Source organism: Paractinoplanes deccanensis (assembly GCF_016862115.1).
Lineage (GTDB): Bacteria > Actinomycetota > Actinomycetes > Mycobacteriales > Micromonosporaceae > Actinoplanes > Actinoplanes deccanensis.
Map to the genome: position 1 here is coordinate 48,260 of NZ_BOMI01000077.1, position 13,581 is coordinate 61,840.

Below are 13,581 nucleotides of genomic sequence, written 5' to 3' on the forward strand. Positions count from 1 at the left end.
TCGATCCGCTGGACCACCTGCTGATCGGCGAGATCACCGACGGCCGGCCGAGACCGCATCCGGTCGCGGGACGCCCCGCGGAAGAACCTCGGCGAGCGCCAGGCCGGCGGCCCAGGCGAGTTGTTCCTGAGCTGCGTGCGGCTCCGCAATCGGGTAGTGCAACGACAGCATGCCGAGCAGCGTGCCGCCGCTGTCATGCAGGGGATAGGAGTGCACGGCTCGCGAGCCGACGGCCAGCATCACGTCGAGAGTCGGCCGGCCGCGGAAGATCGGGCTGGCGGCGACGTCGTCGATCAGGACGCAGTGGCGGGTGACCAGGGCGGTGCCGCACGCCGAGGGCACGCTCGGATCGACGGCGGCGAAGTAGTCCAGGGACTCCGGGGTGAAGCCCTTGTGCCGGGCGATGCGCAGGCCGCCGGTGCCGGAATCGTAGATCTGCAGGTCACACGCGGCGGCACCACCGACGGTCCGAGCGGCAAGCAAAATCGCTACCTCCACGACCACCCGGTCGGCGAGGGCCAGGAAGTCGTCGGCCACTGAGGCGTCCGGACGCGCCGGGATCCAGGCCGCCGGTGCCGTCTGCTGTCGTTGCGTCTCGTTCATTGGGCGACCTCCACGACCGAAGCCGTCGCCGGCGATTGATCGTGGTCCGGGTCAGCTACTTCTTCGTCAGGATCGCAGGCTCGGCGACGGCCCCGACAGCACCTGAAGCGAACGGCGAGGCGCCCGCAAACGAAGTGCCACCGGCCTTCTCGGGTAGCGCTTGACGGGTTCACGCCGCCCACTGCCGTGCGGGGTGATCGGCGCCGTTCCGAACAGTGCGGATGCGGTCCGGCCAGTGTCCGGATGGTCAGCGGGCTGATCCACTCGGACGGGTCAGAACCGCAACCGATCCGAGGAGGCACCATCGTGTCCGTCCGCCGTCGTGTGTCAGCTGTGCTCGCCGCAGCCGTCGTCGCCGTGACCGTCGCGATCGCACCGGCTGGGGCCGCTCAGGCCGCCCAGAACAACAACGTCAGTGCCACAGTCCCGAACGACGGCGTCTGGTACAAGGGCCAGGTACTGCGCCACAAGACCGACACCAGCGTAATCAAGTTGAAGGTCCTGAACGGCACCAGCGGCTACCTGTGTGTCGAGTTCCGCAGGGCCGACAACGGCGCCACGATCGGCTCGCAGAGGTGCTGGAACGAGGGTGACACCTCCGCCTACATCATGGCGAACAGCTCGGGCCCGGTGAACTTCTACATCTGGTCCCGCAAGAGCACGAGCGGCACCGACAACTACTGGAGCGGTATCGCGTACTACTGAGGGGTCGGTCTGGTCTGCGGTCCGGCGGGCCGCAGGCCACCCCTGCCGGAGCCGCGCTGCACGGACCAGCCGAGCGCCGCGAGCACGATCCAGATGGCCGTGGTCAGCACCGCCTCCCAGTCGCCACCGGGATCGCGCAGGAACCCGAGCGCCTCCGGGAACGCCCGTGCGAGGCCGCTGAGTATCAGGGCCGCGCCGCCGAGGGCGCACACGACGGCCAGCGCGGTCGCATGGAATCGCTGTGTCACCAGTCCGCCGATGAAGCCGGTCGCCGCGACGAACAGCACGAGCAGCACCACGCTGCCGTCCTCGGGTTGCAGAAGCCCGAAGACCTTCGCGCCGATCACCGCGCCGGCGAGACCTCCGACGAAGAACAGGGCGGCGCGGAAGACCACGCGCGCCAGCACCAGGGCCACCACCGCGGCGGCCACGGCCACGATCAGCGCGGTGAGCAACGTGGCGCCGAACGGCTCCGTGATCAACCAGCCCACCGCGAAGCCCGAGCCGAACACGGCGAGGTTCAGCGAGCGGACTCCCGCGAAACACAGCACCGCCCCGGCGATCAGCGCCCCGAGCCCACTCGTGTCCATGGATGCACCCCCGAGACCAGGCTGCGGGCCGGGCAGGGCCACCGCCTCCCTCCCGCTGGGTGATTTCCTTTCCGCGTACGGCCGATCGCGCGCGCCGCGTCGGGCCGGCCGGCTCGGATTCGTCATCGGCCAGGCCATCGTCCCTGGTCACGACTACCCTCGACCTTGCTGAGTGGGGGACGCGTCGTTCACCGGCGTCGCGGAAAGGTCACCGTGATGGGGATGCCGAGACCAGATTCCTGGGCACGCTATTCCTGGGCACGCGGTGGGCCGTACGCGTACATCGTTATCGCGGTGCTGACGGTGACCGGGTTGGCGGCGATGTCGGCCGCCGCGCCGCCGCAGGCGCTCACGTTCGGCATGCCGGCGATCGGCCCGGCGCTCGCTGCCGCCTCCGCCCGCCCTCCGGCCGTGCTGGCCGTCGGTGGTTACGCGTTCCTGGCCGGCTTCGCCGTCTCGACTTGGCAGGGTCTGCTCGGCTCCGCCGACCAGTTCGCGCGCCTGTTCCTGATCGTCTGCGCGACAGCGATCAGCTGGGTGATCGCTCGCAGCCTCCGAAGACTGCTCCGGGACACCGCCGCCGCGGCGCGGGAGCGCAAGATGCTGGCCGCCATCGCCGAGCAGTCCACCGACGCGATCATCATGACGAGCATGGACGGCACCGTCATCTCGTGGAACCGGGGCGCCGAACTGCTCTACGGCTACACCGCCGAGGAGATCGTCGGCCACGGCTTCGGCAGGGTGATGCCCCCGGACCGCCAGGAGGCCGTCGAGCCGGCGCTCTCCGCCCTGGCGGCGGGCGAGCGGATCCGAGTGGACGAGGGCCGCCGGTTGTGCCGTGACGGCACCGAGCGGTGGGTCTCGGTCACCGTCTCACCGATCCGCGACGAGCGCGGCGCCATCGTCGCCGCGGCGGCCACCGAACGCGACATCACCGACCAGAAACGACGCGAGGCCGAGGAGAGGATCGCCGCGGAGCGCTCCGCCCGCGCGGCCCGGCTGGAGAGCCTCGGCCAGCTCCGGGGAGCTGCTCAGCCGCAGCCTCGGCGCCACCATCCGGCTGGAGTGCCGCGCGCACCCGCACCCGTTGCCGGTCCGCGCCAACCGCGGTCGTCTCGACCAGATCCTGCTTAACCTGGTGATCAACGCTCGGGATGCGATGCCCGGCGGCGGCGAGGTGGGGGCCGAGACGAGCGCCGCCGAGATCACGGCTGATCAGGGAATACCGGTATCACCCGGACAATATGCTCGACTCATGGTCAGCGACACCGGCACCGGCATGACCGCCGAGGTGCGTGACCGCCTCTTCGAGCCGTTCTTCACCACGAAGCCCGCGGAACAGGGCACCGGCCTCGGCCTGGCAACCGTGTACGGCATCGTCAGCGACGCCGGCGGTCACATCGGCGTCGACTCGGCACCCGGCCGCGGCACGACCTTCGAGATCCTGCTTCCTCTCGCCGCAGACCCGACAGGATCCGCGGCGACCACGGCGGCGAGCGGCGGGGCCAACCACGGCCACGGTGAGCGCGTGGCCGTCGTCGAGGACGACGACTACGTCCGCGACCTGGTCGTACGCATCCTCGCCGAGGACGGCTACCGCACCACCGCCCTGACCGAGGACGGCCTCGACGAGCCCGCCCTCGACGACGTCGCCCTGCTCATCACCGACATCGTGCTGCGCGGCGAGCCCGGCCCCGTCGTGGCCGAGCGGTGCGGGCCCGGCATCCCGGCCTCGGGGCGCTCTTCATGTCCGGCTACAGCGACGCCGAGCTCCGCACGCGCTACGGGCTCGGCAGCGAGATCCCCATCGTGCAGAAGCCCTTCACCGCTGTGGAACTGCTGGCCGCGGTCGGGGAGGTCCTCGCACCGGCGTAGAGCGGGCGCGCGCGTTTCGGGACGAGACGCACCGCGACTGAGAACGCTCACTCCAGGTGAAACTGCACGTATTCGGCACGATGGTCCATTTTGGTGCCTATTCTCCCTTTTGCTGGCTCCAGGCGGAGCGGCTGTCGCGATTTCTTGGGAGACGACAAAATGGACCGTCCCGCACGGCAAATGCCGAGGCTGGCGATGACCCTGCTGCTCGGCACGGCGATAGTGGCCGCGCCCGCGGCACCGGTGGTCGCGGCGAAGGCCGCGACCAAGACCGTCGCCTACGTCACGGACCTCGGGCGCCGGCAGGTCAAGGTGATCGATACCGCTTCCCAGACGGTCACGGCCACCGTTCCGGTCGGCAATCAGCCGGTTGCCCTCACGGTCACGCCGGACGGTTCGAGCGTCTTCGTGGCGAACGGCGTCGGCGACACCGTGTCGCGGATCAACACCGCGACCAACACTGTGAGCGCGACCATCCCGGTGGACGATCCGCGGTACATCGCCGCCTCGCCGAACGGGTCGAAGGTCTTCACCTCCTCCGCCGACCCCAACTCGGTGGTGGCCATCGACACCGCCACCAACGGCGTCGCCACGAAGCTGGTCGGCTCCGCCGTGCGCGACCTGGTGGTGAGCCCGGACGGTGGCACCCTCTACGTCGTCGACCGCAACGACGCGAAGGTCCTGGTGATGCACCCCGGGACGCTCGCCGTGACCGACACGATCGCCGTGGGCGCGCTGCCGACGGCGATCGCCGTCTCGCCGAACGGGCGGTACCTCGCCGTCACCAGCAGCGACAACAGCGCCGTGACGGTGGTCGACACCACGACCGGGACGGTGGTCAAGACCATCACCGTCGACACTCCCCTCGACGTGGCCTACACGTCCGACGGCAGCAGGCTCTACATCGCCGGCTACTACTCCGGTGTGACGATCGTCGACACCACGACGAACACGATCGTGGACACCATCGCTCAGCCGCCGGGCACCGAGAGCCTCGCGTTCACCCCGGACAACACGCTGGTCTACCTGGCCAACTTCGCCACCCACTCGGTGTACGTGATCAACGTGGCGACCAAGGCCGTCGTGGCCACGCTGAGCGAGTTCTCCCTGCCGTACGCGGTCGCGGTCGCCACCGTGCCCGTGCCCCCGTCGGCCGACGTCGGCGTGACGATCACCGACTCCGCCGACCCGGTCACCGCCGGCGAGGAGTTCACCTACACCGCCACGGTCACGAACAACGGCCCCGACGCGGCGTCCGGCGTCACGGCGACGGTTCGGCTCTCCGGCGCCGCCCACCAGATCAAGTCAGCCACCAGCACCCGGGGCACCTGCGCGGTCGCGGCGGACCGCGTCGACTGTGCCGTCGGCGCGCTGGCCGACGACGCATCGGCGACGATCACCGTCACGATCGATCCGGCGGACGGGGGAACGATCACCGCGAACGCCTCCGTCGACGCCACCGAGGCGGACCCGGCCGCCACCAACGACAACGCCAACCAGAGCACCACGGTCGTCGCCTCGGCCGACCTCGGCGTGACGCTGGCCGACTCGCCGGACCCGGCCGCGCTCGGCGACACCTACACCTACACCGCCACGGTCGGCAACAAGGGCCCGAGCCGGGCGACCGGCGTGACCGGCAAGCTCGCCCTGTCCGGGGCGGCCCGCACCATCCGCGGCGCCACCAGCACCCGCGGCGACTGCACGATCGCCGGCGCCGAGGTCACGTGCCCGATCGGCACCCTCGCCAAGGCGGCCACGGCGACGATCACCGTCACCGTCGAGCCGCAGGCGGCGGGCACCATCATCGCGGCCGCGTCGGCCGACGCGGCCGAGCCCGACCCGGTAGCCGGCGACAACACCGCCACCGAGACCACCACGGTCACGGCGTCGGCCGACCTCGAGGTGACGCTCGCCGACTCGGCCGACCCGGTCGCCGTGGGCGACGAGTACACCTACACGGCCACGATCACCAACAAGGGCCGCAACACGGCGACCGGCGTCACCGGCAAGGTGGTCCTCTCCGGCGCCGCTCGCGCCCTCCGATCCGCGACCAGCAGCCGCGGCGACTGCACCGTCACCGGCGCCGAGATCACCTGCCCGATCGGCGCACTCGAGAAGGATGCGAGCGCCACCATCACGGTCGCTCTGGAGCCGGAGGCCCCCGGCACGATCACGGCGACCGCCTCGGCCGACGCCACCCAGGAGGATCCGGTGGCGGGCAACAACACCGCCACCGAGACCACCACGATCGCCGCGTCGGCCGACCTCGGCGTCACGCTGGTGGACTCCGCCGATCCGGCCGCGCTCGGCGACACCTACACCTACACCGCGACCGTCACCAACAAGGGACCGTCAGCGGCCACCGCCGTCGTCGCGAGGGTCGCTTTCTCCGGCGCCGGCCGCACCGTCCTGGCCGCCACCAGCAGCCAGGGCACGTGCGCGGTCGCCGCGGCCGAGGTCACCTGCGCCGTCGGCGACCTCGCGAAGGCCGGCACGGAGACGATCACCATCACCGTCGAGCCGCTGGCGGTCGGCACGGTCACCGCGGTCGCGACGGTCACCGCCGCCGAGCAGGATCCGGTCGCCGCCAACAACAGCGCCACCGCGACCACCGCTGTCGCCAACCCGCACCGCTGCACCATTCTCGGCACCGCCGCCGGCAACGTGCTCGCCGGCACCAGCGGCAACGACGTCATCTGCGCGTTCGGCGGCAACGACCTGATCAACGCCGGCGCGGGCAACGACATCGTCTACGCCGGTTCCGGCAACGACTCGGTCTACGCCGCCGACGGCAACGACACGGTCCACGGCGGCGACGGCAACGACGCCGTCAACGGCGAGAACGGCACCGACACGATCGACGGCGGACCCGGCACCGACACCGCCAACGGCGGCGCCGGCACCGACACCTGCACCAACGTCGAGACCAGGATCAGCTGCCCGTAGGGGCGCACCGAGCCGGACCGCGCGACGCCCGCACCAGCGATCGCGCGGTCCGGCCGCTTGTCACACCGGTATCTCGCCGGTCTCCGCGAGGTGCTCGGCGACGTCGATCAGTTTGCGGTTGAGCCGCTGGGAGACGTCGCGCAGCTGGTCGAAGGCTTCGCCGGCGGAGAGGCGCCGGCGCTCCATCAGGATCCCCTTGGCCTGCCCGATGACGTCGCGGGTGCTCAGCCCGCGATGCAACGCGGCCTCTCGGCGGTCGACCTCCTCCTGCCGCCGTGCCGCGGCGACGGCAACCGCCAGGTATGCGGCCAGGATGCACCCGAAGTCGTGGTCGTCGTCGCTGAACGCGTCGGGTGTCGTCGCGTAGAGCGTGAAGGTGCCGAGCGCCGACCATTGGGCCGTCCGATTGACGTACAGCCCGAGGCACAGGGCGCTGCGCAGGCCCAACTCGGCGGCGGTGGCGGCCACGACCGGCCAGCGCTGCGCGGCGGCCAGGTCCGGCACATAGACCGGGTCCTCGCCGTACAGCGCCTCGGGTGCCGGGCCGATGCCGGTCGCGAATTGGATCTCGTCGAGCTCGGCGGCGTCCGCGCCGCTGGTCACGGCGTGGACCACGCGGCCACGCTCGACCAGCGTGACGCTCGCGCAGTCGCAGCCCGCGACCGCTTCCACGGTGAACTTGAGCACCCGCGTGAGCGCGGCGGGCAGGTCGTCGTTGTCGAACAACTGGCGGGCCAGCGGCGCGAAGCTGGCCAACAGCATCGGCCCGTACTCCTGCGGGCCCCACACCCCGGCCGCCCTGATCCGACCGCGCGCCACGGCGCGCCGGTCCGCATCTTCCCGTGCGGCCGGCGGCTGGGGGCCGGCCGGGTTACGCCGGTCCATGCGCTCTTCCTGGTGCAACATGTCGCGTTCACGTTCGTCGGCCAGCCGCTCGCGCAGCTCGGCGGTCTGCTCGCGCATGTCGGCGATGTGGTCGCGTTCGCCGGCCAGGACGTCACGTTGCGCGGCGACGAAGTCACGCCGATCGGCCGCCCACGCGGCCTCCTCGCCATCGGCGATCGTCGCGTCCCGGTCGGCTGTCGCGGCTCTGTCGGCGCCGGCGAGACGCAGGGCGGCACGAGCCCTGGCCCGCGCGACGGCCTGCCGCGTGCGTTCCAGATCCGCTTCCGCCCGCCGCACCGCGGCCTCTGCCCTGCGCACGGCCGCCTCGGCCGCATCCGCCCCCTCGACGTCCGCACGGGCGCCGGCCCTGACCTCGGACCTGCGCCTGGCCAGCGCCAGTTCCTGCCGATCGGCCGTACGATCACGTTCGTCGGCAAGAGCCTCCCGCTCATCGGCCAGCCGTTCCCGCTCGTCCGCCAGCCGCTCCCGCTCATCGGCGTCGGACTCCCACAGGTCAGCGCGCCGCTTGCGCTCGCCCGGCGACACCGCGTCGCGCGCCGCGCCCTGTCCCTCAGCATCAGTCACCGGGGCACCCCCTACACCGTGGCGGGCCTCCTCCCGGCCCGCCAGCTTGGGCAACAGCCCGAGTATCTCGAAAACCTTCTTCGGTGTGCCGTGCAGCCCTTCGACCCGGAACTGCCGGCCACGAGAGGCCGCGGTGGCATGAACGGTCAGGACCACGCCGACGCCGCCGGCGTCGATGAACGTCAGCTCGGACATGTCCAGCACGAACGTGGCAGCGGTGCTGGACACGGCGGCGCTCATCAGCTTCTGCCGCAGCTCCGGGGCCGCGTCGCGGTCGAGCTCGCCGGTCAGCGAGATCACGTCGGAGTCGCCCTCGCGGCGCCGCGACCAGCCGCAATCAGGCTCAGAGAACTTGGACACCAGCCATCTCCTCGCGATTCGTCTGCGCGAAGTGCCGGCTGGGTCATCAACCTCCCCCATTCTCATCCCGCGGGAAGGTCTCGACAACCTTTCGGCAGCCGATGCGGCACACGTCCGGGTGACTGCGAACCCTCCGCCACGCTAGTGACTCAGGTCACAGCGCCGGCGGCACCGCAGGCGATCACACTGTCGTCTTGCTGGGTGTGAGAAGGAGCCTGAACGCGGCCGACGAGGACGAGCTCGTCCGTCGCACCGCCGCGGGAGACCGGCGCGCCTTCGACGAGCTGTACCGGCGGACGTCGCCGTGGCTGCTCACCCGGTTGCGCCGCCGGTGTGCCGACGACGACGTCGTCGCGGACGTGATGCAGGAGACCTACCTGGCGGTCTGGCGGGCCGCGGGCAGCTTCGCCGGCCGGGCCACCTCGGGCAGCGCGGTCGGCTGGCTGTGGACGATCGCCGCGCACCGCCTGGTCGACGCGTTCCGCCGGCGGGCCCGGCAGAGCCAGATGCCGGCCGTGCCGCTCGCCGAGACGGTCGCCCCGGCCGCCGAGGACGAGGTGCTGGCGGGCTGGGTCGGCCACGAGTTGGAGCAGGCGCTGCTCGAGCTGCCGCCCGAGGCCCGTGAGGTCCTGCGCGCCATGGTGCTCGACGGATTCTCGGTGCGCGAGACGTCCGTCCTGCTCGGCGTGCCCGAGAACACCGTGAAGTCCCGGGCCCGGCGGGCCCGGATCGCCCTGCGGGAGGCACTCTCGTGACCACTCATCCCAGCCTTGCCGTGATCGCTCGTTACGCCGACCGGGCGGCCGACCTCGACGAGGTCACCATGTGGTCGGTCGAGGTGCACCTGGAGAGCTGCGCCGACTGCCGGTCGCTGATGGCCGGCTACGCCACCGACGACACCCGGGTGCTGCTCGACCGGATCGCCGCCGGTGTCGACCAGGGGATCGCCGCCGGACCGGCACCCGCCCCGCGGCGGCGCTGGGCGGCGGCCCGCCACCGCTGGCTGGTCTGGCACCTGGTGCCGTGGCTCACCATGACGGTGGCGCTGCTGGGCTGCGCGGTCCTGCTCCAGGCGGCGAAGCCGGCCTTCCCGTCGCTGGTGGCCCTGCTGGCGCCGGTGGCGCCGCTGCCCGGGGTGGCGATGGCGTGGAGCCGCCGGAACGACCCGGCCTGGGAGCTGATCGCCGGCACGCCGCGGGCCGGGCTGGCCATGCTGTTGCGGCGGACGGCCGCGGTGCTGGCGGTGGTCGTGCCGGCGCTCGCGCTGGCCAGCACCCGCACCGGCGTCTCGCTGGCCGTGACGCTGCTGCCCTGCCTGGCCTTCACCGCCGCCACGATCGCGCTCGGGGCATACGCCGGGGTGCACCGCGCCGCCGCCGGCCTCGGCGCCGCCTGGACGCTGGCCGTGATCGTGCCGGCCGCGCTCACCGCCGACCTGCCGGTGGTGCTGCGGCCGGGCAGCGCCCTCGGGTGGGCGCTGCTCACCCTCGCCCTGGGCGGCTTCGCCGCGACCCGGGCCGCAAGCTTCCGCCGGCTTTCCAGCCGCAACTGAGAGGACCGACATGCGTACGGTAAGTGCGGCCGAGACGGCCCCCTCCCTGCACCCCTGGGCCATCCACGCCGAGGACCTGCGGGTGCGCGCGGGCCGGCACCTCGCCGTCAACGGGCTCGACCTGACCCTGGGCACCGGCGTGCACGGCCTGCTCGGGCCGAACGGCGCCGGCAAGACCACGCTCATGCGCGCGCTGGCCACGGTGCTGAAACCGGCCGGCGGGCGGCTGCGGTTGCTCGGCGACCCGGTGGACGGCCGTGCCGACCTGCGGCAGGTCCGCCGCAGGCTGGGCTACCTGCCGCAGCAGTTCGGCTTCTACCCGCGGTTCACGCTGCGCGAGTTCGTCGAGTACATGGCGTGGCTCAAGGAGATGCCGAAGGCCGCGGTCCCCGGCGCGACGCAGCGGGCGATCGAACGGGTCGGGCTGGAGGCCAAGGCCGGCGCCCGGATGAAGACCCTCTCCGGCGGCATGCTGCGCCGCGCCGGCATCGCGCAGGCCATCGTCAACGACCCGGCCGTGCTGCTGCTCGACGAGCCCACCGTCGGCCTCGATCCCGAGCAGCGCCTCGACTTCCGGGAGCTGCTGCGCGACCTGGGCTCGGACAGCTGCGTGCTGGTCTCGACCCACCTCGTCGAGGACGTGGTGGCCGCCTGCACCGACGTGGTGCTGGTCAACGAGGGCCGGCTGGTCCACCAGGGCACGCCGGACGATCTGATCGCGCAGGGCGGCGCGGGCGACCCGGGTGACAGCCCGGCCGAACGGGGCTACTCGGCGCTGCTGCGCCGCCACCGGGCGGTGAGCGCCCGGTGAGCCGCGTCTTCGGCATCGAGCTGCGCCGGTCCGCGGCGCTCGGGTCCGCGCTGGTCCTGGCCCTGGTCGGCACCCTGCTGCTGGTTCTCGACGCCGGGGCGGGCTTCGCCACCGGATGGATGCAGCTGGCCATGACGCAACGGCTCTACCTGGCCTTGCTGTGGCCGTTGGCGCTGGCCGCCGGCGCGTGGCAGGGCCGGCGCGAGCACCGCACCAGGGTGGGTGAGCTGTTCGCCAGCACCCCGCGCCCGGTGGCGCAGCGGGCGCTGCCCACGATCGGCGCGATGGCGGTCGCCGTGACCGGCGGATACCTGCTGATGGGCCTCGCCGGCGGGCTGTGGATCGCCCGGACCGCCGAGTACCTTCCGGCGCGGGTCTTCGTCGTCACGGCGGTGGGCGTGCTGGCGCTGATCGCGGCGGTCTGGCTCGGCCTGGCGGTCGGCCGCCTGCTGCCGTGGCTGGGGGTGGCGCCGGCGCTCGCCGTGGCCGGCCTCGGACTGCTGCTGACCATCCCGGCGGCGACCCGGCCGCGCGGCTGGCTGGCCCTGGTGTTCTCGCCGATCTACGAGATGAACATGCCGGGCTCGTACGCCGACGTGCCCGCCCGGGTCAGCGGCGCCCAGGCCGTCTGGCTCGCAGCGCTGGCCGGCGCCGCCGTGGTGCTGCTCGCCTCCTCGGGGTGGCGGGCACGCACGGCGGCGCTGCTGCCCGTGGCGGTGGGGGCCGCCCTGGCGATCGCCGTGATGCCGCATCAGAACAGGATCGTCACGGACGCCGTCGACCCGGTGGCCAAGGAGCTCGTCTGCGCCGACGGCACTCCTCGCGTGTGCGTCGGCCGGGTCCACTCCGGAATCCTCGACGACCTGGCCGGCCCGGCGCGCGACGGCCTGAAGCTCCTGGCGAGGCTGCCCGGCGCGCCGACCGAGGTGCACGAGAACACCACGACCTGGCGGCCGGACGTCTACCCGGCGTTCCGTGCCGACGTCGTGCTGCTCAGCGTGCGATCCGGCATGGACGGGCACCTGGCGGACCGATCGGAGATCCTCGAAGAGGTGGTGACCGGCGCGTTCGCCGGCCCGCCCACATGCGAGACCGTTCCCGGCCCGGCGGAGCGGATCGCGGCCGCCCACTGGCTCATCGGGCGCGAGCCGGCGGTGCCCGGGCCCTCCGCCGACGGCTTCGCGGCGGACTACTACGGCGAGGCGGCACAGCTCTGGCAGGGCCTCCAGCGACTGTCCGACGGTGAGGCGCAGGCCCGCGTGCTGGCGCTGCGCGAGGCCGCCGTGACCTGCACGGCCTCCGGCGGGCTGCTGACCGGGGGCAAGGGATGAGGTGGCTCGCGCTCTACCTGCGCTCCCGGCGGGTCCCCGTGGCGATCGGCGCGGCCGTCGCGTGCGCCGTCCTGATGTGGTCGCTCGGGTCGGCGTTCGCCGACACCCGCGACGTGGGCTGGCAGATGGCCGTCCTGACCGTCCTGCTGCTGGTCATCACCCTGACCGCCACCCTCGGCGGCGCCGACGACGAGCTGGAGCGCACCGCCGCCTTCGCCTGGCTGCCGCGCCGGGCGGCACACCTGGTCGCGGCCGGCCTGCTCGTGACGGCGCTGCTGCTGCTCACGCTCCCGACCGGGGCCCGCTTCGGCCCCGCCGAGCTGGTGGTCCGCGGCGCGGCCGGGCTGCTCGGCCTGACCGCCCTGGGCGCGGCGACGCTCGGCACCGCCCGGGCGTGGTTCCTGCCGCTGGCCTGGACGATGGCCGCGGTGCTGTTCCCCCGGGCGGAGCCGCTCGCCGGGCAGATCCTGACGTGGCAGGCGCAACCACCGGCGAACACCGCCGCCACCGTGACGGCCGTCCTGCTCGCTGTGGCCGGCCTCGCCGCCTACGCGACGAGTGGTCCCGCCCCGCGGTCCCCCGCCGAGGCTGCCCAGCGGTGAGACCGGGTCCCGTCCTCCGGGATTTGCCCTGCTGAGAAGCCTCGTTGGCAGATCGTCTGGCTGCGGGCGACGGTTTCACGAGCGCGGGCGCGGGTCTCTTGTGCCTGGCGGCGCACCCGTTCCGACCGCGTCAGCAGGTCTTTGAACTCACCGGAGGAGTAGCCGGTCGACAGACTGCGAGCCGCCGGGCCACCAAGTGGCGCGGAGTGGTCGGGGACGGCACCGGAGAAGGTGAAACAGTCCAGCAGGCCGACGGCCGCAAGGACTCGCATGACCTCGGGCGCCGGGTTGCACAGCCGCATGCGTACGCCGGCATGGTCGGCTGCTTGCCGGCAGGTCAACAGGCAGCGTGCGCCGGCCGCGTCGAGAAAGGTGATCGCACGAAGATCGATCTCGACCTCGCCGGTTCCGGGTACCGCCAGTGCCTCGGTGAGCGCCACGCTCAGCTGGTGGGCGGTACCGCAGTCGAGCTCACCCCGGACGTGCAGGCGCGCCTGCCCCGCCCCGTCCGGCACGGCGGTATGGATTCGCAGGTCTTCGGCCGGAACATCGAAGCCGTACTGGCGGGTCATGTGACCGCTCCAGAAGCGCCGTCAGGGACCTTCCGCCGGGCCATGTCCAGACCGCTCCATCGTGGGATCTCGTCGTCGGCTCCGGTGCGACCGGTCAGCCGACCCGGGTCGTACGACCGTCTCAGTCGACCACCCGGGCCGGCGGAGCAGCTACTCTTCAAGAC

Annotated in this window: 13 protein-coding genes; 9 read left to right on the forward strand and 4 right to left on the reverse strand. The window is 72.5% G+C overall.

The genetic code is table 11. From position 1 onward, the window contains the following. Positions 1-33: 33 nt before the first annotated feature. Positions 34-603 (reverse strand): GAF domain-containing protein, encoded by a 570-nt coding sequence (locus tag Ade02nite_RS20165; RefSeq protein WP_203765646.1) that lies wholly within the window; start codon positions 601-603, stop codon positions 34-36. 333 nt (positions 604-936) lie between these two features. On the opposite strand from Ade02nite_RS20165, the gene Ade02nite_RS20170 reads away from it, so the two are divergent. Continuing rightward, positions 937-1,308, forward strand: a complete 372-nt coding sequence (locus Ade02nite_RS20170) for a hypothetical protein (protein WP_203765648.1) — start codon at positions 937-939, stop codon at positions 1,306-1,308. Here Ade02nite_RS20170 and Ade02nite_RS20175 read toward each other — a convergent pair. Next, the gene (locus Ade02nite_RS20175; protein ID WP_203765650.1) at positions 1,302-1,898 is read right to left on the reverse strand and encodes an ABC-2 transporter permease; all 597 of its coding nucleotides are present in this window, start codon (positions 1,896-1,898) and stop codon (positions 1,302-1,304) included. The two genes, Ade02nite_RS20170 and Ade02nite_RS20175, sit on opposite strands and share 7 nt — an antisense overlap. Before the next feature lie 222 nt (positions 1,899-2,120). Between Ade02nite_RS20175 and Ade02nite_RS49395 the strand changes: the two genes are divergently transcribed. Genes Ade02nite_RS49395 through Ade02nite_RS20185 form a run of 3 tightly spaced genes read left to right on the forward strand, consistent with a single transcriptional unit; the run spans position 2,121 to position 6,719 of the window. Next, positions 2,121-3,032 carry a PAS domain-containing protein gene (locus tag Ade02nite_RS49395; RefSeq protein WP_239168900.1) on the forward strand — a complete coding sequence of 304 codons (912 nt, stop codon included), beginning with the start codon at positions 2,121-2,123 and terminating at the stop codon, positions 3,030-3,032. Positions 3,033-3,057: 25 nt separating this feature from the next. Continuing rightward, entirely contained in the window at positions 3,058-3,972 is a 915-nt protein-coding gene (locus Ade02nite_RS49400; RefSeq protein WP_239168906.1) for an ATP-binding protein, read from the forward strand. Then, positions 3,954-6,719 carry a CARDB domain-containing protein gene (locus Ade02nite_RS20185; RefSeq protein ID WP_239168901.1) on the forward strand — a complete coding sequence of 922 codons (2,766 nt, stop codon included), beginning with the start codon at positions 3,954-3,956 and terminating at the stop codon, positions 6,717-6,719. The genes Ade02nite_RS49400 and Ade02nite_RS20185 overlap by 19 nt, the downstream gene beginning before the upstream one ends. Before the next feature lie 60 nt (positions 6,720-6,779). Here the strand turns inward: Ade02nite_RS20185 and Ade02nite_RS20190 are convergent, their stop codons facing one another. Continuing rightward, positions 6,780-8,549, reverse strand: coding sequence for an ANTAR domain-containing protein (locus Ade02nite_RS20190; protein WP_203765654.1), 1,770 nt, complete (start codon positions 8,547-8,549; stop codon positions 6,780-6,782). A 203-nt stretch (positions 8,550-8,752) separates the two neighbouring features. Between Ade02nite_RS20190 and Ade02nite_RS20195 the strand changes: the two genes are divergently transcribed. Genes Ade02nite_RS20195 through Ade02nite_RS20215 form a run of 5 tightly spaced genes read left to right on the forward strand, consistent with a single transcriptional unit; the run spans position 8,753 to position 12,845 of the window. Next, positions 8,753-9,304 (forward strand): RNA polymerase sigma factor, encoded by a 552-nt coding sequence (locus tag Ade02nite_RS20195; protein WP_203765814.1) that lies wholly within the window; start codon positions 8,753-8,755, stop codon positions 9,302-9,304. Continuing rightward, positions 9,301-10,101, forward strand: coding sequence for a zf-HC2 domain-containing protein (locus Ade02nite_RS20200; RefSeq protein WP_203765661.1), 801 nt, complete (start codon positions 9,301-9,303; stop codon positions 10,099-10,101). Before Ade02nite_RS20195 ends, Ade02nite_RS20200 begins: the two co-directional genes overlap by 4 nt. A 10-nt stretch (positions 10,102-10,111) precedes the next feature. Further along, entirely contained in the window at positions 10,112-10,912 is an 801-nt protein-coding gene (locus Ade02nite_RS20205) for an ABC transporter ATP-binding protein (RefSeq protein WP_203765663.1), read from the forward strand. After that, positions 10,909-12,243 carry a hypothetical protein gene (locus tag Ade02nite_RS20210; protein ID WP_203765665.1) on the forward strand — a complete coding sequence of 445 codons (1,335 nt, stop codon included), beginning with the start codon at positions 10,909-10,911 and terminating at the stop codon, positions 12,241-12,243. Before Ade02nite_RS20205 ends, Ade02nite_RS20210 begins: the two co-directional genes overlap by 4 nt. After that, entirely contained in the window at positions 12,240-12,845 is a 606-nt protein-coding gene (locus Ade02nite_RS20215) for a hypothetical protein (protein WP_203765667.1), read from the forward strand. Before Ade02nite_RS20210 ends, Ade02nite_RS20215 begins: the two co-directional genes overlap by 4 nt. On the opposite strand, the gene Ade02nite_RS20220 is transcribed toward Ade02nite_RS20215, so the two are convergent. Then, on the reverse strand, positions 12,791-13,417 hold the full coding sequence (locus Ade02nite_RS20220; protein WP_203765669.1) for an STAS domain-containing protein: 627 nt from the start codon (positions 13,415-13,417) through the stop codon (positions 12,791-12,793). The two genes, Ade02nite_RS20215 and Ade02nite_RS20220, sit on opposite strands and share 55 nt — an antisense overlap. Positions 13,418-13,581 lie beyond the last annotated feature (164 nt).